This window comes from Flavobacterium glaciei, assembly GCF_003350545.1.
In the GTDB taxonomy this organism is placed as follows: Bacteria; Bacteroidota; Bacteroidia; order Flavobacteriales; family Flavobacteriaceae; genus Flavobacterium; species Flavobacterium glaciei.
This window is the reverse complement of the sequence record NZ_QQBA01000003.1, coordinates 34,509-56,953: the sequence shown is the minus strand read 5'-3', so window position 1 is coordinate 56,953 and position 22,445 is coordinate 34,509. Positions and strand designations below refer to the sequence as shown.

The following is a 22,445-nucleotide window of genomic DNA, read 5'->3' as shown; positions in this document are numbered from 1 at the left end:
GATTTTTATTAAAACATAGCCAACAATTCTTGTAAAACCTGACAAATCATTTTAGCCAAAAGTAACGATAACGCAAGAAGTGTACTCATCTGAAAAAAGTTTAATTTTTTGTAAAACTAATCCGAAAAAACAAATAAAACAATCACCTAAAACAGTGATATTTCAACTTTATATTAAAATACAGATTATTTAATTTTTTTAAAAAAAAACAAACTAAAAAAGCTTCGTTAGTCACACTTTTACTTAATTTTATATCTTGAAAAATAGTATTTATTTTCTGCTATTTTTACATTAATAAAAGAGAAAAAGTCCATGAGAACACTTGTTATAGGCGATATCCACGGTGGTTTGCGAGCATTGCACCAAATTATGGAAAGAGCCAATGTTACTAAAAAAGACACCCTTGTTTTTCTGGGAGATTATGTTGATGGCTGGAGTCAATCTCCTCAGGTACTTGATTTTATCATTGATTTAAAAACGAAACAAAATTGTATTTGCATTCGCGGAAACCATGATGATTTGTTGCTGGAATGGCTTGACGAAAGCAAGGACAATCTGTTGTGGTACAAACATGGCGGAGAAGCAACGGTACTAGCCTACGAATCTGTCAGTGAAGAAACCAAGCAAAAACATATTGAATTCCTGAAATCTTTAGACAATTATCATTTGGACGAGCAGCGTCGTTTGTATGTTCATGCCGGGTTTACTAATATGAATGGTGTCGATTTTGAATATTTTCCAGGGCTTTTCTATTGGGACAGAACCTTATGGGAAACGGCTTTGGCATTAGACAAAACTATGAAAACCGATGACATTTTCTACCCGAAACGATTTACACTATACAACGAAATTTATATTGGTCATACGCCTGTCACCCGTATTGGCGAAACAACCCCGATTCAAAAAGCAAATGTTTGGAACATAGATACCGGAGCAGCTTTCAAAGGTCCATTGACAATTATGGACGTTGACACCAAAGAATTTTGGCAAAGTGAACCATTGAACCAATTGTATTTTGATGAGAAAGGAAGAAATTAGATTTTATTGAACTACTTTTGCAACCACTTAAATAATTAAAAGTATGAAAAAGATTACCACATTAGTATTGTTATTGACTATTGGTTTGGTCAATGCACAGGCTTTCAAAGGAAAAGGAGATGTTAAATTTGATGTTGGAGCCAACATTCAAAATGGAGGTTCTGGAATTCGTGTTTCTTCTGATTTTGGTCTTGGAGAAAACATGTCATTCGGATTTGTAACTTCTTATTTGTTATCCGTTTCTAAAGATCTTTCAGGAGCCAAACCTGATTTTGGAGACAGAATAGATGCTAAGGCACGATTTAATGCAAACTTGGGAAATGTTTTTAAATTAGATCCAAAAATGGATATTTACCCAGGATTGAATTTAGGTTTAAGAAATTTTGGTACGCATTTAGGTTTCCGCTATTTCTTTACAGAAGGTTTTGGTGTTTTCACTGAAGCAGGTATCCCAATCGCTAGTTACAAAACAAATGCTGTAGGTTTTGATAAATTAAATAATCAATTTACATTTAACATCGGCGCATCTTTCAATTTATAGAAAGATCATCCTGAGAATTCACAAAGAATTTTAAATAAAAAAAGGCAATTTGAACATTCAAATTGCCTTTTTTAGTTTATTCTATTTTGTAGCTACAAATCAAATTTGATTCCTTGTGCCAAGGGTAGACTTGTAGTATAGTTGATTCTGAAAATACACATTAAAGACTTGCTTTAACGAAAATTCGTTTTAATACGCCATTTTTTTCAGTTCCTTGAACGATTAAATCAAATTGCTTACTTGTTTTATGGAATACAATACAGTGAATTAGTTTAATACGTCCAAGATATAAATCTTCTTTGAACACTTTTACAGCTTTATTATCGTATTGATTATTCGGTTCTAATTCATATCTTAAAACATCTCCAACCGCAACCTTGTCTGAAGGTATTTGACTTTCCAATAAATTAGTTATTTCCGTAACAAAGGATAAATTTTCTACAGGGTTAAAATGAGCCAAAAACTCAAAATTATCTGTCGGTAATAGTCCTTGAGTAAAAGCTAACATGTAATACTTATCTTCTTTTTTACTTAAATCAATATTCCAAAAATCATAAAAATCTTGTAAATCAGGTCTCTCACTACGCATTAATCTTTGACCAAAAATTTCAATTACATTTTCCGTATAAATTTTATCTTTACTTGTGTCCGGAAAGCCTTCGTAATGTACAAAACCTAACTTCTTAGCTTCTTCAACTCCATCCTGATTATATTGAAAGCGGATTCCTTCCGAGGCACTTTTTTTAATAGTACCAACAGAAATTCTTCTACTGCCTTTACCTGGTCTCCAGATAAGGTGTATGTTTCCTATTGCTTTCATAAATATTTGATTAATTTTTCAATGCGCAAAGTTACCAATTTAAACATCAATTGTTTTCTTGTAACCGATAATTTAAAGTTAATTAAATCCGTTGGAACATTTATATCAATTTTTTCAATTATATCTTCTATTGCATCGGAGTTATATTTCTCCATAACTCTACCTATAAATCTTTTCGTTTCAGCTGGATAGTATTCTAGCAATAATTCTATAAGTTCAAAATGCTTCCTTTTTTTAGTATTCCCTTCCCAATGAATCTCAGACTCACCCTTTCTAACATATGCTTCTATCATTTGAGAATCACCAAGCATTTTTAAAACTTTTTCATCTGTATGTTCTCTTCCTAAACAACAACCGCTATCATAAATGGGGGCAAATTTATGAGGGGCTAAATCTGCCTGTGCAATTAAATCTGATTTACTAAGTTTATTGTTAGTATTGTGTTTTTGGACTAACATTTCTCCCAATAATTTATTGAAGTTGTTTTTGATTTTTCCAAAAAAACCTATTTTATTACTTTTAAAATCTCTTTCAATAGTGTCAAATATTTCTTGATAGTAAGCAATTGTACCCCAATTTTCTTGATGCCTGTCAGAATTTCCAATTATACAATCAAAAACAATAATTTCAATAATATTATCAATATGACCTCCTAAATAAAATTTATTCAACGCATTACAAATAAATTGAAATGTATAACCCTTTTTATCCTGACTTGGAATGTATTTTGAATTAAAACCAGTCAAATAAGCAACCCCTTCCGTCAATTTATTTTTCGAATTTAAAACCATTGACTTTGAAATACAACCTATTTTTTGTTTATGCTTACTGTCATAAGCAATATTATAATCTAACATTGGAAAACCTAAAAATTGACCAATTTTAGAAGAAACAATTTCAGACCAAAACTCTGTTGGATAGCGAATTTCTCCTTGAGGTGTTTCTTTTGATCCTTTAAAAAAATACTCTTCATTTGTGTCGGGGTGCAAAGCAATGTATTTACTTCGAGTGCCTCCAGTACTGTAATGAACATTTTTATGCCACCCTGAAATATCTGTAAATGTTGCTCCTAAATTGGCCATTAATATTTTTTTGTCTAATTTATAAAAAAACGCTTTATCTAAATAAGACAAAGCGTTTAAATATAAATTTATTGTTAACTATATTACTACAAATCAAATTTGATTCCTTGTGCCAAGGGTAGACTTGTAGTGTAATTAATCGTATTCGTTTGTCTTCTCATATACACTTTCCAAGCATCAGAACCTGATTCTCTTCCACCACCAGTTTCTTTTTCACCACCAAAAGCGCCTCCAATTTCTGCTCCCGAAGTTCCTATGTTTACGTTTGCAATTCCACAATCAGAACCTACAACAGATAGGAAAAGTTCTGCTTCACGCAAATTGTTTGTCATAATAGCAGATGATAATCCTTGTGCTACTCCGTTTTGAATTGCGATAGCATTCTCCACAGTTCCTGAATATTTTAATAAATATAAAACAGGCGCAAAAGTTTCGTGTTGCACGATCTCAAAAGAATTTTCAGCTTCTGCAATTGCTGGTTTTACGTAGCAACCACTTTCAAATCCTTCACCAGAAAGCACGCCTCCTTCCACGAGGATTTTTCCACCTTCAGCAACAACTTTTTCTAATGCTTTATTGTACATTTCTACAGCATGTGTATCAATTACAGGACCTACATGGTTATTTTCATCCAAAGGATTTCCAATACGTAGTTGTTTGTAAGCCGATACAATTGCATCTTTTACTTTATCGTAAATACTTTCATGAATAATCAAACGACGTGTAGATGTACAACGTTGTCCTGCCGTTCCTACCGCACCAAAAACAGCACCAATAACCGTCATTTTGATATCAGCATCCGGAGTTACAATGATGGCATTGTTTCCGCCTAATTCCAATAATGATTTTCCTAGACGACCTGCAACTGCTTGCGCAACAATTTTCCCCATACGAGTAGAACCCGTTGCAGAAATTAATGGCACACGCTTGTCGTTAGTCATCATTTCGCCCACTTTATAATCTCCATTTATCAAACAAGAAATTCCTTCAGGAAGGTTATTTTCTTTAATTACTTCGGCAATAATATTTTGACAGGCAATTCCGCAAAGTGGTGTTTTTTCAGATGGTTTCCAAACACAAACATCGCCACAAATCCAAGCCAAAGCCGTGTTCCAAGCCCAAACGGCAACTGGAAAATTGAAGGCCGAAATGATTCCCACGACACCCATAGGATGATATTGCTCATACATTCTATGTCCTGGACGTTCAGAGTGCATTGTTAACCCATGTAATTGACGCGATAGTCCTACTGCAAAATCACAGATGTCAATCATTTCCTGAACTTCGCCATATCCTTCTTGCAATGATTTCCCCATTTCGTAGGAAACTAATTTGCCTAAAGCTTCTTTGTTTTTACGTAATTTTTCACCAAACTGACGCACGATTTCACCACGTTGTGGCGCAGGCATTACTTTGAAAGTTTTAAAAGCCTCGGTAGCGGTTTGCATTACTTTTTCATAATCAGCAGCCGTAGTTGTTTTTACACTACCGATTAGCTGACCGTCAACTGGTGAATAACTTTCAAGAATTTCCCCGTTTGAAAAATGGTTTATCCCGGTTGACGTTCCTTCATTTATGGCTTTTACACCCAATTGCGCCAATGCTTCTTTCATTCCAAATTGATCTGCTATTGTTATCATTGTAACTTTTTTATTAAAAATTGTTATATTTTTTTACAAATATATTGATTTGAGGTTAAAAACTAAACATTACAACTTATATTTTCATTTTTTAGCCCTGATCGAAGCGGCATCCTTTACAGTTAGTGTTTCTTACGAGGACTATTAAAGATACAGCGGATAGCAGGATGAGCTCCTGAAAATTATTTTTTGGCAACAAATCGAGGGTCCGTTTCCATTACAGTTCCACATTTTTCGCAGGTTCTCAAGTGTTCCGAATTATAGAAATGTTCGAAATGAGGCAAGAAATCATTCTCGATATTATGCAATTCAAAATAAACCTCGTGCAGCTTGTGATTGCAGTTATCGCAAAACCACAATAAACCATCTGAATATCCTTGTCCAGCTCTTTTACGTTCGATGACAAGTCCAATAGATCCTTCCGAACGTACCGGAGAATGCGGAATTTTGGCAGGATTGAGATACATATCCCCAGGATGTAATTCCATTTCTTTACGCTCACCGTCCTCTTGAATAATCACTTTTATAGAGCCTTCTAATTGGTAAAACAACTCTTCGGTTTCGTTATAATGATAGTCTTTTCGAGCGTTTGGACCGGCAACAATCATCACAATATAATCACCGGACTCTCTGTACAAATTTCTATTTCCTACAGGCGGTTTGAGCAGATGACGATTTTCGTCAATCCATTTATTGAGGTTGAAAGGTTTTGCAATTGCCATTTTTTCTGAGGTTCAAAGTTTCTATGCTACTAAGGTACTAAGATTTTAAATTATAGAACATAATAATTTTCTCAATAGCATGGAACCTGAGTGCTTATTATCTTTTTTCTTTAATCAAATAGATATAGACCGGAAAATGGTCACTAAATCCTATTTCGGTAGTGGAATGACGCAGTGGATATCCTTTATATTGTCCGCTGTTTTGTATTAGGAAGGACTTATTGTAAATTCCTGCTTTCCAATATCGAAAACTCGAATAATCCGTTTGCAGTAAGGTTTCGGAAACCATTATTTGATCAAAAATATCCCAGGCATCCCGAAATGCGATGGTTCCCAATCCCTTTTTGGCCATTTCTTCGAATGGATTGTAAATTCCAAACGGAAGCACCTCAGTCTTTTTTGCTTTGGCGCCAAGCCCTATTTTGACGCTTTTATTATACGGTCCATCATTAAAATCACCCAAAGTAATCACTTTTGCATTTGGATTTATTCGTTGTAAAGAGTCAATTATTTTTCGGTTTAATGCACCGGCGGCTTCGCGAAACGGACTAGATTTTTTTTCGCCTCCTGAACGCGACGGCCAGTGATTAACGATAAGATTAATTTCCTCTCCATCCAGAAATCCAGTAACTAAAAGCTGATCACGTGTGTAAACTCGATAATTTTTGGAACTTATTTGTAATTCATCATCTATTTTTTCTTCGGAACTGGCCTTGGAACTTTCGTTCGCAGTGCTTCCTTGTTTATAAATGTATAATGGAATATTGCTATAACTCGTGGGCTGAAATTTCTTTTTTTGATACAACAGTGCCACATCAATTCCTCTTTTGTCAGGAGAATCAAAATGGATGATTCCGAAGTCTTTCTCGATTAGTTTGGGTTGTTTGACTAAATCTTCCAAAACACCTCGGTTTTCTATTTCGCATCCGCCAATAAATGTAGGTGAATCAGTGTTTTCCGCAGAGCCAATTTCAGATAAAACACGGGCTAAATTCCCCAGTTTCTTTTCATATTTATCATAAGTCCAACGCTGTAGTCCCTTTGGAGTCCATTCTTCATCAAAAGTATCAGGATCATTTATCGTATCAAAAAGATTTTCGAAATTATAAAACGCAACGGTGTGAATAACATATTTTTTCTGCTGTGCAGTAGAACTTACTATTGGAAAAAATAAAAAAAGAACCAATATCCAGTGGGTAATTCTCATAAGTGTCATTTATTTCCAGTAATTAATTAGATTCTATTTTAAAAATCAGATTATTGTAAAAATAGTCATTTGAACCTGAACTTAGAATTATTTTCTAATTGTCTATCTTTGTTTTTATCTTTCAAAGACCTTACCGTTAGAATTTTTTCTGAAAAGTATTCAAGCATGAACAAAAACCGATCAACTGTTACAACACGCCTTCCTATATTATATCAATTTCTATTGCTTATTTTTGTTTTACAATCTTTTAACAGCCAAGCCCAAAAAAACATGATTACACCGCCAAGTTTACAAAAAGGAGATACCGTAGCAATTTTGGCAACAGCCAGAAAAAACACAGATGACAACTTGAAACCCGCTATTGCTTTATTGAAAAGTTGGGGTTTAGAAGTAGTTATTGGAAGTACAATAGGTTTAGACAACAATCAATTAGCCGGAACCGACGAACAACGTGCCGCCGATTTTCAGCAACAATTAGACAATCCAAATATTAAAGCAATATGGTGTGTAAAAGGCGGATATGGAACCGTACGAATGATTGATTTACTGGATTTTACTGCCTTCAAAAAAAATCCGAAATGGATTGTAGGTTTCAGCGATGTGACAGTTTTACACAATCATTTGAACACAATGGGTTACAAATCCATTCACGGAATAATGCCGATAACCGCTCCAAGAGCAACACCACAAGCCATAGAAACATTGCGCATTGCTTTATTTGGCGAAAAATTGTCTTACGAAATAGATCCTTTCCTGATGAACAGACCCGGGAAAGCCACAGGAGAATTAGTGGGCGGTAATTTATCGATTCTATACAGTTTGTTTGGTTCTCCATCCGCGATTGATTGTACGGATAAAATCTTGTTTATCGAAGATTTAGACGAATACTTGTATCATGTAGACCGCATGATGATGAACTTAAAAAGAAACGGTTGTTTAGAAAGTATCAAGGGAATTGTTGTGGGTTCCATGACAAAAATGAAAGATAATGATATTCCGTGGGGTAAAAATGCCATTGAAATTATTGAGGATGTTACTAAAAAATACAATATTCCCGTGTTATATAATTTTCCTGCAGGTCATATTCAAGATAATAGAGCATTGATTTTAGGGAATAATGTCACTTTAAATGTCAATGAAAAATGCAGTACGTTGGTTTTTGAATAAAGACAATTCAATTTAAGATTGCAGAAGTTTAAAAACTTGAAACCTTAAACTTAAAACAAAATTTTTGAATGGCGGAACACAACGAACTCGGAAAACTTGGAGAAGAAATGGCAGTCGAATTTTTGCAGAAAGACGGATACACTATTTTGCAAACCAACTGGACTTTCCAAAAAGCAGAAATAGACATTATTGCCCAAAAAGGAAATACACTTGCTATAGTTGAGGTCAAAACCCGTTCTTCGTTAGAATTTGGTTTGCCTCAGGATTTTGTAAAACCAAAAAAAATCCAACTTCTTGTAAAAGCCGTGGATGCTTTTGTTAACGAAAGAAATTTGGATATTGAAGTACGTTTTGACATAATAGCCATCCATAAAGAAGGGAAATCTTTTGTAATTGAGCATCTTATCGATGCTTTTTATCACTTTTAGCGCATTTTATCGATGTTATATTTGTAACAAATTGTTTTTTATTTATATTTGCGTCCTATTTACACACTGACTACGCGTAAAACAACAACCAACTAAAAAAATCACATCATGAAAACTGTTTCTTCCATTGTAGAAAACTACATTAAAACAAAGCCTTTTTTACTGAATGCATTATCACTAGGCATTATTAATTTGACCTCATTATCCCGAAATATAATGACCGAATTAGAAAGTGAATTTGGCAAGGAAGTAAAACAAGGAGCGGTTGTTATGGCTTTAAAAAGACTAACAGAGGAACTGGATTTCAGGTTAAATCATAAGATTAATAAAGTCATTAAGAACATCGGGGAAATCACCGTTCGTTCTGCGTTAACGGATTATACTTTTGCTGCGTCAGACACGGTTTTAAACAAACAAGCCGATTTAATTACCGATATCAATTCACTGCCAGATATTTTTTACACTTCCTCCAGAGGTGTAAATGAAACAAACATTGTGGTTAGTAACAGTATCAATCACTTAGTGGACAAACATTTTGCAAATGAGAAATTGATTCAGAAACTAGACAATCTGGCTTCGATTACGGTAAAATTACCCAAAGAAAACATTGTCGTTCCTGGAATTTACTATTTTATCTTTCAGCGTTTGGCTTGGGAAGGAATTATTATCAACGAGGTAATTTCGACATCAAACGAATTCACTATTTTAGTAAGTGAAGAACAAGTTGATGTTGCTTTTAAAGTGATAAAAGATTTGAAGAATTAGAAAATTCTGTTAATCAACAAAGCTTCCAGCCTTCAAAAGGCTGGAAGCTTTAAAAGGGAAGAAGTTTTTAAACTAAAAAAAACATTATGAATCCAATTCCTCTCGAGAACGGTAAATATTATCACATTTACAACAGAGGTAATAATGGAATTGATTTGTTTTATGAAATAGAGAACTATAAACATTTTTTGAGGTTATACGAGAAATACATTGACCCCGTAGCAGAAACCTATGCTTGGTGTTTGATGAAAAATCATTTTCACATTTTGGTCTACATCAAAGAAACTGAAGAAATTGATAGTACAAAATTAGAATACTCTTCAACTGATAAGCCAAAAATAGTTAGTGCTTCAAAACAGTTTTCAAATTTATTCAATGCTTATACTTTAGCGATGAATAAACGATATAAAAGGACAGGTAGTTTATTTGAAAAAAACTTTAGACGAAAAGTAGTTAATTCAGAAACTTACTTCCAAAAACTTATTTTTTATATCCACAATAATCCGGTTCAACATAAGTTTACAGAAAACATCATAGAGTATCCTTGGACTTCTTATGGAACAGTTACCTCAAACAAGAAGACAAAACTACAAAGAGAAAAGGTTATAGAATATTTTCATGATTTAGAAAATTTTAAATACTATCATTCTAGTAATCCAAATTTAGATGAAATTGAAGGATTGATTATGGAGTAAGTTTATAAAAGCTTGAAGCCTTCAAAAGGCTGGAAGCTTTAAAAATACCTTATTCCCCACCCAACTTCTCCATCAATTCCAAAGCAGTTCTAGTATTCTTCACATTATCAAAAGTCAACAAAAGCCGCAAGCCAGCTGGCGTTTGTTTCTCTTTCATTTTACAAATAGAACTGTGTTTTTGCACAAACTGTAACACATCTTGAAAACGTTTCGATTGATAATAATCGGATTGTTGATCTGAAATGAAATACCCAATCATCTTGCCTTGCTTCATCACTAATTTTTCGATTCCAATACGGGTTGCAATCCATTTGATTCGAATACTATTCATCAAAGCTTTGGCTCGAGGTGGCATTGGACCAAAACGGTCAATCAATTTATTTTGGAAAACGATCAATTCTTCTTCATTTTTCACAGCACCTAATTCATTATACAAACTCAATCGCTCCGAAACATTATTGATATATTCATCTGAAAACAACAACTCAAAATCAGTATCGATTTGTAAGTCTTTGACGTACTCTTTGGTTTCCAAATTGTTTTCCTCTGGATACAAATCCTTGAATTCATTTTCTTTCAACTCATCAATAGCCTCATTCATGATTTTTTGATACGTATCAAAACCAATTTCGTTGATGAAACCACTTTGCTCACCGCCTAATAAATCTCCCGCTCCACGAATCTCTAAATCTTTCATTGCAATATTAAATCCGCTTCCCAATTCGCTAAACTGTTCCAAAGCTTGAATTCTCTTTCTGGCGTCATCGGTCATGGCTGAATAAGGCGGACAAATAAAATAACAGAATGCTTTCTTGTTGCTACGCCCTACTCGACCGCGCATTTGATGCAAATCTGACAATCCGAAATTATTCGCATTGTTGATGAAAATCGTATTCGCATTAGGAACATCTAATCCGCTTTCGATAATGGTTGTTGCCACCAAAACATCAAATTCTCCATTCATGAAAGCCAACATCAATTCCTCGAGTTTTTTTCCATCCATTTGGCCGTGACCAATTCCAACTCTTGCATTGGGTACCAAACGCTGAATCATTCCGGCTACTTCCTTGATGTTTTCTATTCGGTTATTAATGAAGAAAACCTGTCCGTTACGCTGAATTTCATACGAAATCGCATCCCGAATCAACTCTTCACTAAAACCAACTACATTGGTCTCAATAGGATATCTGTTTGGCGGAGGCGTTGTAATCACGGATAAATCACGCGCTGCCATCAATGAAAACTGTAAAGTTCTCGGAATTGGCGTTGCCGTTAAAGTTAGCGTGTCCACATTCGCCGCAATGGTTTTTAGTTTGTCTTTTACGTTGACACCAAATTTTTGTTCCTCATCTACAATCAACAATCCAAGGTCTTTGAAAACTACATTTTTGTTAACTAATTGATGTGTTCCAATCACAATGTCCAGTTTTCCTTCCGCCAATTGTTTTAGTGTTTCTGCTTTCTGTTTGGCGGTTCTAAAACGGTTTAAATACCCCACAGAAACCGGCATGTCTTTCAATCGTTCGGTAAAAGTTCTATAATGTTGGTAGGCCAAAATAGTCGTAGGAACTAATATCGCCACTTGTTTGCTATTATCGACTGCTTTGAAAGCCGCACGAATGGCAACTTCGGTTTTACCAAAACCAACATCTCCACAAACCAATCGATCCATTGGTCGGTCGCTTTCCATATCGGCTTTTACCTCAGCTGTAGATTTAGTTTGATCCGGCGTATCTTCATAAATGAAAGAGCTTTCCAGTTCGTTTTGCAAATAACTGTCGGGCGCAAACTGGAATCCTTTTTCCAGTCTTCTTTTGGCATACAATTGAATCAAATTGAATGCAATATGTTTGACGCGTGCCTTAGTTTTTTGTTTTAAAATCTTCCAGGCATTCGAACCCAATTTGTATATTTTGGGTGGCGTTCCGTCTTTTCCGTTGTATTTAGAAATTTTGTGCAACGAGTGAATACTCACATACACAATATCATTATCGGCATAAACAAGTTTAATGGCTTCTTGTGTTTTGCCTTCAACTTGTATTTTTTGTAATCCTCCAAAACGTCCGATTCCATGATCAATGTGCGTCACATAATCCCCAACCGATAGTGTCGTGAGTTCTTTTAAAGTAATGTTTTGTTTTTTCGAATAGCCATTTTTGATACTGAATTTATGATAGCGTTCAAAAATCTGGTGGTCGGTGTAACAGGTTATTTGATTTTCTTCATCAATAAATCCTTGGTACAAAGGCAAAACAACGGTGTGGTATTGCTTTCGGATATTCTCAGAATTCGCTTCGTCCAACGTTTCAAAAATATCATGAAATCGTTTGGCTTGGGCATCATTCGAACAAAACAAATAATTCTTGTAGCCGTTAAAATGATTTTCATTAAGATTATTCAGCAACAAATCAAATTGTTTGTTGAACGACGGTTGAGGCTGAATGTGAAATTCGAATTTTTTTGCGGTTCTAAAAATAGCTTTTGAACTCAATTCAACAATCGAAAAATCCAACGCTCTTTTTATAAATTCCGCTTGATTCAAAAACAATTGTTCTGGCGTAGAACGTTTTATTTCCTGCGATAATTTTGCAAAAGCTTCTTCGGCTTTGCCAAATTGTTTGTCTAATTGTGCTAAAAAATCTTCAGTGTTCTGAATGAAAATTACCGTTTTCTGCGAAATATAATCCAAGAAGCTTTCTCGGTTTTCCTGAAAAACTTTGTTTTCCACATTTGGGATTATCGTGATTTTCTTTTGTGTTTCAATAGACAATTGGGTCGCAACATCAAACGTACGGATGCTCTCTACTTCGTCCCCAAAAAACTCGATTCGGTACGGATTATCATTCGAAAATGAAAAAACATCCACGATTCCTCCACGAACCGAAAATTCTCCTGGTTCTGTAATAAAATCAACTCTTTTGAACTCGTATTCGAATAAAACTTCATTGATAAAGTCGATGGAAATCTTATCCCCAACAGCTACTTTCAACGTGTTTTTATCCAATTCTTTTCTAGTCACTACTTTCTCGAATAATGCTTCGGGATACGTGACAATAACGGCGGGTTTCTTTCGGGAATTGATTCGGTTTAAAACCTCAGCACGAAGTAAAACATTCGCGTTATCTGTTTCCTCAATTTGATACGGACGACGAAATGAACCTGGATAAAACAAAACATCTTGATCGCCAATCATTTGTTCCAAATCATTCAAATAATAAGCAGCTTCTTCTTTATTGTTTAAAACAACTAAAAAAGGAAGCTCTGATTGTTTAAAAACAGAACGAATTATAAACGAAACTGCAGAACCCAAAAGTCCCGACAACTGCATTTTTACTTGATTGTTTTCTAATAATCGAGCAACAATTTGCTGGGTTTTTGGTGAATTATCGTAGGTATGAAATAAGACTTTTTTACTCAACGCGTGGGATATTTGGATCTATAACTGGTGTATTGGGAATGGCTCTTGCGGTGTCCATCATTCTCCTTAATTCAGATTCACCTTCTTCAATTGGAATTTTACTTTTCTCAACGATTTTGTCCATTTGCCTTTGGAGAGAGACTAATTCAAGGTTTATTTCCGCGACTAATTTGGTCACTTTTTTATCTGGAATGTTATCCAAATGAATAAATAAATCCAACAATCGTACTTTAGTAATCAAAGTAGAAATCCTACTTTTTATTTGAGGTTTATTGTAATCGTAAGGAATATTATCGTTCAAAGCCATTGCTTTTTTAGAAATTGCTTTTGATTTTTGCTGAAAAGCTGGAATCGTTTTTTTAGGCTTTTGTGCTAATTCAGCCAAGATCATACGCCATTCGTTCCATGATGCGATACTTTTTTCAGCAGCCTCAGTCACTGGTGTGTCATAGAAAACCCACCCTTTTTGTATGTTTGATAATATGACTTCTCTTTTTTGAATCTCTTTTTTGTTTTCCACAATGCGTTTTTCATTGTCATTTTTACAGGATAACAAAAGGAAAATCAGCGAAAAGCACACGGCTAAATTGTATTTCATTTTTAATTTCATTAAAGCACAAAGTTACAAAGTAAATTTACAATAATGAATTCCAGCATTGGAATAACAATCTAATATTGCTTCACTGATTTTTATATCTAAAAACATGATAAATTAAGAAATTCAGCCTATTTATAAATGTTATTTTAAGAATTTAATAATCATTTTCATCAAAGTTATGTTATTTACGAAAACGTTATCTTTGTTTTTTCAAAACAGACAAAAATGAGTACAAAAATATTGATTATTGGCGCTTGTGGCCAAATAGGTACAGAGCTTACACAGAAACTACGAAAATTATACGGAACTGAAAATGTAATCGCTTCTGATATCCGAAAGTTAAATATTGAAGTGGTAAATTCTGGTCCATTTGAAGTGGTAAACGCTTTAGATTTCAATCAAATTGAACATTTGGTCGAAGTACACCAAATTGACGAAGTATATTTGATGGCTGCATTGTTATCGGCAACAGCGGAAAAAAATCCTGCATTTGCTTGGGATTTAAATATGAATTCGTTGTTTCACGTTTTGAATTTGGCGAAAGCCGGAAAAATAAAAAAAATATTCTGGCCTTCGAGTATTGCCGTTTTTGGACCAACAACTCCTAAAGAGAACACGCCACAATACACGATTATGGAACCTTCAACGGTGTACGGAATCAGCAAACAAGCGGGCGAAAGATGGTGTGAATACTACCACAATATCTTTGGTGTAGATGTAAGAAGCATCCGTTATCCGGGTTTAATCAGCTGGTCATCTCCTCCTGGTGGTGGAACTACAGATTATGCGGTAGATATTTTTCACAAAGCACTTTCCGACAAAAAATACGAATGTTTTTTATCCTCAGAAACTAAAATGCCGATGATGTATATGGACGATGCGATTGCTGCGACCATCCAAATTATGCAAGCGCCGGCTGACCAAATAAAAATTCACTCTTCGTACAACTTAGCCGCCATGAGCTTTACGCCAACGGAGATTGCTGCCGAAATCAAGAAACACATTCCTGAATTTACCATCACTTATGAGCCTGACTTCCGTCAAAAAATAGCTGACAGTTGGCCTGCAAGTATTGATGATGCTGAAGCCAGAAAAGATTGGGGATGGAAACATGAATTTGATTTGGAGACGATGACTACAGATATGCTGGAGCATTTGAAGTACAATATTTAGAATAAAAAAATGCCGCAAAATCGATGTTTTGCGGTATTTTTTGAAATGGTAAAATTTGAAATCATTTAAATTCAATACATTGTTTTTTGAAAATAACCATCTAATTTTTTACAGCTTTTGTAATGCATTCTAACAATGGCCTATCATCTTGCACCATATAGAAATCAAAAACAATTGAATCATTTGGGTTAAGTTTTATTGGCTTAATTTCAATTGTTCTGTAGCCAAAACCTGTTACCTCCATTCTTAACAATTCATAATCGACTTTTAGACTATAAGTGCTGGCATTATCAATACGGATATTTTCACAATCTCTTTTAATCCAATAAGTCAAATTGCTTAAAGGTTTGCCGTTTAATGCCTTTACATTAATCGTAACATTATTATTATTTGATTTTGTGTGCCTTTTATGTAATGCAATTGTATAAAAAGAATCATTGTAAGTTGGGAGCTTCTTTTTAACATCGCAGCTAAATATAATTGTACACAGTAATACAAGTAAATACTTATTTATTTTAATTAATTTATTCATTATAAATTATTTTTGTTCCATTTTGAATTACACTATCGTTGTTAAAAAATTTTTCCAATTGCTTCATGAGCGATAACATTGATTATCCTTTCTTTTATTGCATTATCAAATTTTTCAAATGCTGCTGTTTTATATAACCCAGCCCAAAACATATCATCGTAAAATTGCTTTGTCAAATTATATCCTTTAGAAATACCATATTCTTGCAATGATATAGAAATATCCGAACTAAACTTACGAACAAATTCTTCATGATGCGCCGAATTTAAATCTTGTGTTTTAGCAAATTAAATGACTAAATCCGCAAAATTGATGTTTTTTGGCATTTTTTGAATTCTAATTTATACTTAAAAAATCATTTAAGTATTCTTTCATCAGATCGAGAGTTATTTAAATTACCTCCTCCACCTTTTGTAAGGTTGAATAAGATAATTATTTCTGATTTTTTGTTTAGTATGAATGGCAATGTCAATGATTTATTAAACTGCACATATAATAAATGTTCATCCGTGTTCAATTTAATTGTATCACCTTTCATAGATGCATTATTGTCCCTCGATTGCTTTACTTCTATTTTTTCGGGATTTTTATTATACTCCTCTCGGACTGTTTTTAAGAAAAACAGACAAAGATCCTTTTGTTTTTCAGAATAGTTAATTCTCTTTTTCAAAACTTGCTCTAAAGGTATGGATTCATCAACAAGTTCGAAAGCAAAATTCTTTACTACATTTTCATCTCTTTGCGAATTACAATAAAATGCTAGAATTGATATTGCAATTAACAATACCATTAGAAGTGTTTTTTTCATAAATTTTTAATTATTCCTACTGCGCGATCGTCCCGCTAGTGAACATAAACTAAATTGTAATATACTTATAAAAAAATACGTAGTAGCACAAACTAAAATAATAGTGCTAGTCAGCAATTATCACGAGCGGGACGCCAGCGCCCAATGTTATTAAGTTAAGGAATAATCGCCATGATTTTGTCCTTCCGACGAAGGAGGAATGGCAACAAACGTGAGCAACAAACAGAGGTTCCTCCTTCGTCGGAATGACAAATAAACTCTTAACTTAATGACATTCCACCAGCACCAGCGGGGGGCATTAAAATTCTTGACAATGTTAAGTTTCAAAAAGTATAATATATCCAATCTACTTCATATTTTAATAACGTGTTTTTATGCGTTTTTTCTAATACATAAATTTTAAAGTATGGACTAAAATCAGTTACCGGATACGGTATTGGATTTTTTAACTTCATTTTTCTTTCCTCCATTTGCTTTTTTTCCTTGTAAAACTGATACGCTTTTTGTTGTAAATCTTCTGATTTATCGAAGGTGAATTTAGACTTGTCAACTAAGCAAGTATCCATTTTATTGATTTTAGCATCAAAAATAAAAGTTTCTCCTCCCATATAAAAATAGGTTTTATTATCAACTTCTTTTTTACTATCTCCTACAGAGCTATCAAAAAGGACATATCTCACAGGTTTCTTATACTTATTCCCACCTTTATAAAAGTTGAACAAATCACTTTCTTGAGATTGACCCATCATCGAAAATGATATGCAAAATGAAAGTTTTGCGGCATTTAAAGAATGGGTTATTTTTGATGTTTAGTGAGTATCGTGTTGATCTGCTTACAATCGGATGCAGAGTGTACTTCGAGCAAATCCCTTGTTTTTCCGTTTTTCAACGCTAGAAAATATTTTTTTCTACCAAACGAAACACGTTCCTTAATTTCTATTATTTGATTTAAGGGAATGTTTTCTGTAGCCGTTTTTTTGAAATAATAGAGATACAATCCTATTGCGGCTACCATACCTAAAACCAACCAAATCAATTTCATAAATCCAAAAGCAACTTGAGCATTGGATAGGTTTAAGACTGCATTGACAAAAGTGATTATCAAAAGTGATTTCATGATAAGAAAATGGCTATTTAAACCGTCCTTAATTTCAAGTGAAGCAGTTGCTTCATTGTATTTGAATTTCATGTGAAAATTAACTACTGTTTAAAAACGTTATTTTCCTTTTTAATATCAGCCATTAAAGTACTTGGGTCAATGGTAATACTTTTTATGGATGATTTTGGTTTAGCTATATTCAACTCGTAAGTAGGAAACGCCCAAGCCCAATCATTCAAAACCGTTCTTTTTACAGCTGGATTTGGATTCTCTTTTTCGAAACTCATCATTCGCAACGGAATGTAAAAACTTTCTGTTGTACCATCTGTGTACTCCACTAATAAATCAATTGGCATTGGCATTCTGCCTATTCTCCCTAAAGTAACGGTTGTTTTATCTGTATTTTCTTTTACATCATTGATTGCATAATCAATAGTATTTGTGGTTTGTGTCCAATCCGTCAAATACCAATCCAGATTTGCTCCTGTAATTCTTTCGGCAGATCTTTTGATATCATTTGGCGTAGGATGTTTGAATTTGAAATCGCTGTAATACTTTTTTAAAGTTTTCATCAGATTTTCCTTGCCTATCAAATACATCAATTGTGTCAAGAATAGTTCTCCTTTACTATAAGAAGTAATGCTGTACACTCTATTTTCGTCAAAACGATCCGCATGTGTTCCTTGTGGTAATTCTTTACCTGAATTTACCATCGAAAAATAGCCTGCATACGCTCCTGTAAATGGGTTTTCTACTTTTTTATCGGCAATTTCATTCAGTCCAAAATCTTCTAGGAACGATGTAAATCCTTCGTCCATCCATCCGTGTTTTGATTCATTAGAAGCCAAAACATGCTGGAACCAAGAGTGCGCCATTTCGTGAGCAGTTACTCCTAATAATCCTTCAAAACTTCCTTGACCTAATATTAATGTGCACATGGCATATTCCATTCCACCATCACCACCTTGAATCACAGAATATTGTTTGTACGGATACTCTCCAACAGTTTTGTTATAAATTTCCATCAACTGAACTGTTTTTGGTTGCAGATCTTTCCAGTTTTGTACAAATTTTGGATTGTTTTTGTACAAAAAGTGAATATCAACCCCATTTGGACCTTTGGCAATATCATGAATGTAATTCTTATCAGCAGCCCAAGTAAAATCATGAACCATAGGCGCATTAAAATGCCAGGTTAATGTTTTTGTTTTCTTTGGAACAGACACAACGACACCTTGGTCTTGATAACCATGACCTATCTCGTTTTTGTTTTGTAAATAACCGGTACCACCTAAAACGTAATCTTTATCAATAGTAATATTTACGTCAAAATTTCCCCAAACGCCATGAAATTCTCTAGCTATATACGGATCAGCATGCCAACCTTCAAAATCAAATTCAGCAAGTTTTGGATACCATTGCGCCATTGATAATTCTACGCCTTCGGCATTATTTCTTCCAGAACGACGAATCTGAATGGGAACCTGACCGTCAAAATCTAATGTAAATGTAGTTTTTGAATTGGGTAGTATTGGCTTAGCCAAAGTCACTTCAAGAATAGTCCCAACCTCTTTTGCATTAGCAACTGCTCCGTCTTGTTTGAAATTAGAAATTCGTAAATAGCCTATTTCGTTTGGTTTCAAATTTTTAATGCGGCTTTCTTTTACTTCTTTATCACCAACTTTTATTTTAGTGACCATTCTCCCGTCTGGGTCTTTGATGCTTTGGATTCTTGCATCCATTTCGCTTCCAGGTTGAAAAGCATTATTAAATAAGTGATAATATACTTTTCTCAAAGTATCAGGAGAATTATTAGTGTAAACCAACTCCTGTTTTCCTTTGTATTGGTACGTTTTTACATCCATAGAAACATCCATTTTGTAATCAACATGCTGTTGCCAATACGTGCCGTTTTGAGCCAAAAGACTTCCAAAACTCAAGGATAAAATAGAAACTAAAAGTAATTTTTTCATATTTGACTTAAATAAAAATGGAAGGACAAATTGCCCTTCCAAGAAATGATTTATTTTTAATATTATTTAGACATTTTTTCAGCCATTAGTAAAGCGTTATATGCATTAACTATTTTACCTGATTTAGACAAAGTAGTAAAAGAACGTGTGTCATTTGCCTTTCCTCCTACAATAACATCTGTAATGATTGCAATTCCAGAATCCATTAAAATATGCTTCACTTGTTTAGCAGATAATTTTGGATAGTACGAACGAATCAAAGCAGCAACTCCGGCAGCATTTGGCGCAGCCATTGAAGTTCCTTGTAAGTACTTGTATGTATTGTTTGGAGTTGTTGCGTAGATTTTTACTCCGGGAGCAAAAACGTCTACATTGATTTTTCCGATATTAGAAAAACGAGCTACAACTTTGTTTCCGTATTCAAAATTTAAAGCTCCAATTGTGATTAAATTATCCGCAAACTCGGTTACTTTATCTTCAGAATCGTTAGGGAAATTCTCTGCATAATCAATATCTTTTGCATCATTACCCGCTGCGTGAACGATTAATACATCTTTTTTCTCAGCATATTTTATAGCATCATAAACCCATTGCTTGTGTGGAGAAAAACTTTTTCCAAAACTACCGTTGATTACTTTGGCACCATTATCAACAGCGTAACGAATTCCAAGTGCAATATCTTTATCGTACTCATCACCGTCTGGCACTGCACGAACGGTAAGAATTTGAACATTATTAGCAACTCCATCTCCACCAAGTGTATTGTTTCTTGATTGAGCTACAATACCAGCAACGTGGGTTCCGTGAAGAATTTCGTTCTTGTCTGGTCCCATTACATTGTTGTTTCCGTATTTAGTATCGGTAATATCATTTGGATTATCTCCTACTACTTTACGGTAATCCGTTTTAAGATGATCCCCATTGATAAGTGCAATTTGATCTTCTAATTGTTTTTGAACAGCCACCTTTAAATCCGCAACTGGCAATCCATAAGAAAGCATTTGTTGCATAACCGCTTTGCTGTTTTGTATTGCAGGATCTTGTGATTCAATTGCATTTACCTCTTCGACTGTATAAACAGGTTTTCCAAAATGTTTTACTAGTACAGCATCATCTGTAGCAATAGCCTCTAGCATTTGCTCTGAACGTGCTTTTCCTGTAGTTGCATCAGCTACTTTTTTGTCATTTAGTGCTTTTGCTTCTAAATAAGTAGCTTCATTAACTAAACTTTTGTCTTTTAGAATTCTTTCGTATTCTAGATTTTCTTTGGTAATATCACCAAGAAAATTCCAACCGTAAATATCATCAATATATCCGTTTTTGTCATCGTCAATTCCGTTTCCGGCAATTTCTTTCTTATTGGTCCAAAGTACTGATTTTAAATCCTCGTGTTCGATATCCACACCAGAATCTACTATTCCAACGATAACTGGAACGCCTGTTTTACCTTTTAACAATTCGGCGTAAGCCTTATCAACACTCATTCCAGGAATGGTATCCGTTACAATATCTAAATGACTCCAACGTTTTAAGTCATTTTCAGTTATAGGTGTCTTTTTTGTAATATTCAAAGGAGCGCTAATAGCAACGAGTCCTGAATTAGAAGTATTTGAAACTTGTTTTGAAGCGCCACATCCTACTAATGCTAAAAAAGCAAAAGCAGAAATGTAAATAGGTTTGATGGTATTCATTTTGAATTTTTATTTAGTTTTTGAAATATTTGTCTAAAATAATTTTTTTTTGTTACAAAATGCATTGTGATTAACACTAAGTTAAGACTTCGTCACATTTATAAACTTCTTTCAGTCGTACCCCTTTTTCTGTTCTTTGTACAGTAATGATTTCATTATGTGCGTCATGTTCTAAGAACAAATAGTAATTATTATCTGCGGCCGCATTCATGAATTTTTCTTTTTCTGGCATCGTCAATAAAGGTCTGGTATCGTATCCCATCACATACGGAACAGGAATGTGTCCGGCTGTCGCCAATAAATCAGCGCAAAAGACGATTGTTTTGTCCTTATATTTAATGTGCGGAATCATTTGCTTTTCGGTATGCCCATCAGCAAAGAAAATACCAAAACCCAACTCTGAAGTTGCAAGAAAATCTCCTTCCGGTCTTTGAATGAAATTCAGCTGTCCGCTTTCCTGCATCGGTAAAATATTTTCAGATAAAAAAGATGCTTTTTCTCTGACATTAGGTTTTGTCGCCCATTCCCAATGATTTTCATTAGACCAGAATTTAGCATTTTTAAAAGCGGGTTCGTATCCTGTTTTGTCAGCATTCCATTGTACACTACCGCCACAATGGTCAAAATGCAAATGCGTCATAAAAACATCGGTAATATCATCCCGATGAAAACCATATTTACCTAATGATTTATCCATGGAATGTGTTCCCCAAAGCGAGTAATACCCATAAAATTTCTCGGATTGCTTGTTTCCCATTCCTGTATCAATCAAAATTAATCGGTTGCCGTCTTCAATCAATAAACAGCGTGCCGCAATATCAATCAAATTGTTTTCATCAGCGGGATTGGTTTTGTTCCAAATGGTTTTTGGCACCACGCCAAACATTGCGCCGCCGTCGAGTTTAAAATTTCCAGTTTCAATGGGATATAGTTTCATGTTTTTGTTTTTTGAGCCGTTTCAAAGTTAGGGAATTCAAATGCTTTTTAAGGTTTCAAATAGCTTTTTTCTATTTTTGCATTGGTTATAAAAATGTTATCAATTATGGAA

At 34.3% G+C, this 22,445-nt stretch carries 22 protein-coding genes; 7 read left to right on the top strand and 15 right to left on the bottom strand.

The genetic code is table 11. The features are described from left to right. Positions 1-312: 312 nt before the first annotated feature. Both DFR66_RS03715 and DFR66_RS03710 read left to right on the top strand, forming a co-directional pair. A complete protein-coding gene (locus DFR66_RS03715) occupies positions 313-1,038 on the top strand; it encodes a metallophosphoesterase family protein (protein ID WP_114753507.1) in 726 nt (241 codons plus the stop codon). 43 nt (positions 1,039-1,081) lie between these two features. Beyond that, positions 1,082-1,579 (top strand): DUF6646 family protein, encoded by a 498-nt coding sequence (locus DFR66_RS03710; protein ID WP_114753506.1) that lies wholly within the window; start codon positions 1,082-1,084, stop codon positions 1,577-1,579. Between the two features lie 160 nt (positions 1,580-1,739). Here DFR66_RS03710 and DFR66_RS03705 read toward each other — a convergent pair whose 3' ends face one another. From DFR66_RS03705 to DFR66_RS03685, 5 genes are all read right to left on the bottom strand, one after another. Beyond that, positions 1,740-2,399: a hypothetical protein gene (locus DFR66_RS03705; RefSeq protein ID WP_114753505.1), complete on the bottom strand. Its 660-nt coding sequence runs from the start codon at positions 2,397-2,399 to the stop codon at positions 1,740-1,742. Continuing rightward, positions 2,396-3,481 (bottom strand): HipA domain-containing protein, encoded by a 1,086-nt coding sequence (locus DFR66_RS03700; RefSeq protein ID WP_114753504.1) that lies wholly within the window; start codon positions 3,479-3,481, stop codon positions 2,396-2,398. The genes DFR66_RS03705 and DFR66_RS03700 overlap by 4 nt, the downstream gene beginning before the upstream one ends. Before the next feature lie 86 nt (positions 3,482-3,567). Then, a complete protein-coding gene (gene amaB / locus DFR66_RS03695; RefSeq protein WP_114753503.1) occupies positions 3,568-5,121 on the bottom strand; it encodes an L-piperidine-6-carboxylate dehydrogenase in 1,554 nt (517 codons plus the stop codon). 182 nt (positions 5,122-5,303) lie between these two features. Continuing rightward, positions 5,304-5,843 (bottom strand): 3-hydroxyanthranilate 3,4-dioxygenase, encoded by a 540-nt coding sequence (locus tag DFR66_RS03690; protein ID WP_114753502.1) that lies wholly within the window; start codon positions 5,841-5,843, stop codon positions 5,304-5,306. Between the two features lie 97 nt (positions 5,844-5,940). Next, positions 5,941-7,050, bottom strand: a complete 1,110-nt coding sequence (locus DFR66_RS03685; protein WP_114753699.1) for an endonuclease/exonuclease/phosphatase family protein — start codon at positions 7,048-7,050, stop codon at positions 5,941-5,943. A 270-nt stretch (positions 7,051-7,320) separates the two neighbouring features. On the opposite strand from DFR66_RS03685, the gene DFR66_RS03680 reads away from it, so the two are divergent. From DFR66_RS03680 to DFR66_RS03665, 4 genes are all read left to right on the top strand, one after another. After that, complete coding sequence (locus DFR66_RS03680; RefSeq protein WP_167400487.1) at positions 7,321-8,217, top strand: S66 peptidase family protein; 897 nt, start codon at positions 7,321-7,323, stop codon at positions 8,215-8,217. 68 nt (positions 8,218-8,285) lie between these two features. After that, complete coding sequence (locus DFR66_RS03675; RefSeq protein ID WP_113636289.1) at positions 8,286-8,645, top strand: YraN family protein; 360 nt, start codon at positions 8,286-8,288, stop codon at positions 8,643-8,645. Between the two features lie 108 nt (positions 8,646-8,753). Beyond that, positions 8,754-9,410 (top strand): aspartate kinase, encoded by a 657-nt coding sequence (locus tag DFR66_RS03670; RefSeq protein ID WP_114753500.1) that lies wholly within the window; start codon positions 8,754-8,756, stop codon positions 9,408-9,410. 86 nt (positions 9,411-9,496) lie between these two features. Beyond that, positions 9,497-10,105 carry a hypothetical protein gene (locus DFR66_RS03665; RefSeq protein WP_114753499.1) on the top strand — a complete coding sequence of 203 codons (609 nt, stop codon included), beginning with the start codon at positions 9,497-9,499 and terminating at the stop codon, positions 10,103-10,105. A gap of 49 nt (positions 10,106-10,154) precedes the next feature. Here the strand turns inward: DFR66_RS03665 and mfd are convergent, their stop codons facing one another. Both mfd and DFR66_RS03655 read right to left on the bottom strand, forming a co-directional pair. Further along, positions 10,155-13,523, bottom strand: a complete 3,369-nt coding sequence (gene mfd / locus DFR66_RS03660) for a transcription-repair coupling factor (RefSeq protein WP_114753498.1) — start codon at positions 13,521-13,523, stop codon at positions 10,155-10,157. Beyond that, positions 13,516-14,121 carry a hypothetical protein gene (locus DFR66_RS03655; protein WP_114753698.1) on the bottom strand — a complete coding sequence of 202 codons (606 nt, stop codon included), beginning with the start codon at positions 14,119-14,121 and terminating at the stop codon, positions 13,516-13,518. The genes mfd and DFR66_RS03655 overlap by 8 nt, the downstream gene beginning before the upstream one ends. A 225-nt stretch (positions 14,122-14,346) precedes the next feature. On the opposite strand from DFR66_RS03655, the gene DFR66_RS03650 reads away from it, so the two are divergent. Next, positions 14,347-15,294 carry an L-threonine 3-dehydrogenase gene (locus tag DFR66_RS03650; protein WP_114753497.1) on the top strand — a complete coding sequence of 316 codons (948 nt, stop codon included), beginning with the start codon at positions 14,347-14,349 and terminating at the stop codon, positions 15,292-15,294. A gap of 100 nt (positions 15,295-15,394) precedes the next feature. Here DFR66_RS03650 and DFR66_RS03645 read toward each other — a convergent pair whose 3' ends face one another. The 8 genes from DFR66_RS03645 to DFR66_RS03615 form a co-directional block, all read right to left on the bottom strand. Beyond that, the gene (locus DFR66_RS03645; RefSeq protein WP_114753496.1) at positions 15,395-15,826 is read right to left on the bottom strand and encodes a hypothetical protein; all 432 of its coding nucleotides are present in this window, start codon (positions 15,824-15,826) and stop codon (positions 15,395-15,397) included. Between the two features lie 41 nt (positions 15,827-15,867). After that, positions 15,868-16,002 carry a hypothetical protein gene (locus tag DFR66_RS14080; protein ID WP_262510417.1) on the bottom strand — a complete coding sequence of 45 codons (135 nt, stop codon included), beginning with the start codon at positions 16,000-16,002 and terminating at the stop codon, positions 15,868-15,870. A 179-nt stretch (positions 16,003-16,181) separates the two neighbouring features. Beyond that, on the bottom strand, positions 16,182-16,634 hold the full coding sequence (locus DFR66_RS03640; protein ID WP_146841084.1) for a hypothetical protein: 453 nt from the start codon (positions 16,632-16,634) through the stop codon (positions 16,182-16,184). 323 nt (positions 16,635-16,957) lie between these two features. Further along, complete coding sequence (locus DFR66_RS03635) at positions 16,958-17,380, bottom strand: hypothetical protein (protein ID WP_114753494.1); 423 nt, start codon at positions 17,378-17,380, stop codon at positions 16,958-16,960. Between the two features lie 50 nt (positions 17,381-17,430). Next, positions 17,431-17,823, bottom strand: a complete 393-nt coding sequence (locus DFR66_RS03630) for a hypothetical protein (RefSeq protein ID WP_114753493.1) — start codon at positions 17,821-17,823, stop codon at positions 17,431-17,433. 11 nt (positions 17,824-17,834) lie between these two features. Continuing rightward, complete coding sequence (locus DFR66_RS03625) at positions 17,835-19,706, bottom strand: M1 family metallopeptidase (protein WP_114753492.1); 1,872 nt, start codon at positions 19,704-19,706, stop codon at positions 17,835-17,837. 62 nt (positions 19,707-19,768) lie between these two features. Beyond that, a complete protein-coding gene (locus tag DFR66_RS03620) occupies positions 19,769-21,397 on the bottom strand; it encodes a S8 family peptidase (RefSeq protein ID WP_114753491.1) in 1,629 nt (542 codons plus the stop codon). Between the two features lie 76 nt (positions 21,398-21,473). Continuing rightward, positions 21,474-22,334 carry an MBL fold metallo-hydrolase gene (locus DFR66_RS03615; RefSeq protein ID WP_114753490.1) on the bottom strand — a complete coding sequence of 287 codons (861 nt, stop codon included), beginning with the start codon at positions 22,332-22,334 and terminating at the stop codon, positions 21,474-21,476. Positions 22,335-22,445: the final 111 nt, after the last annotated feature.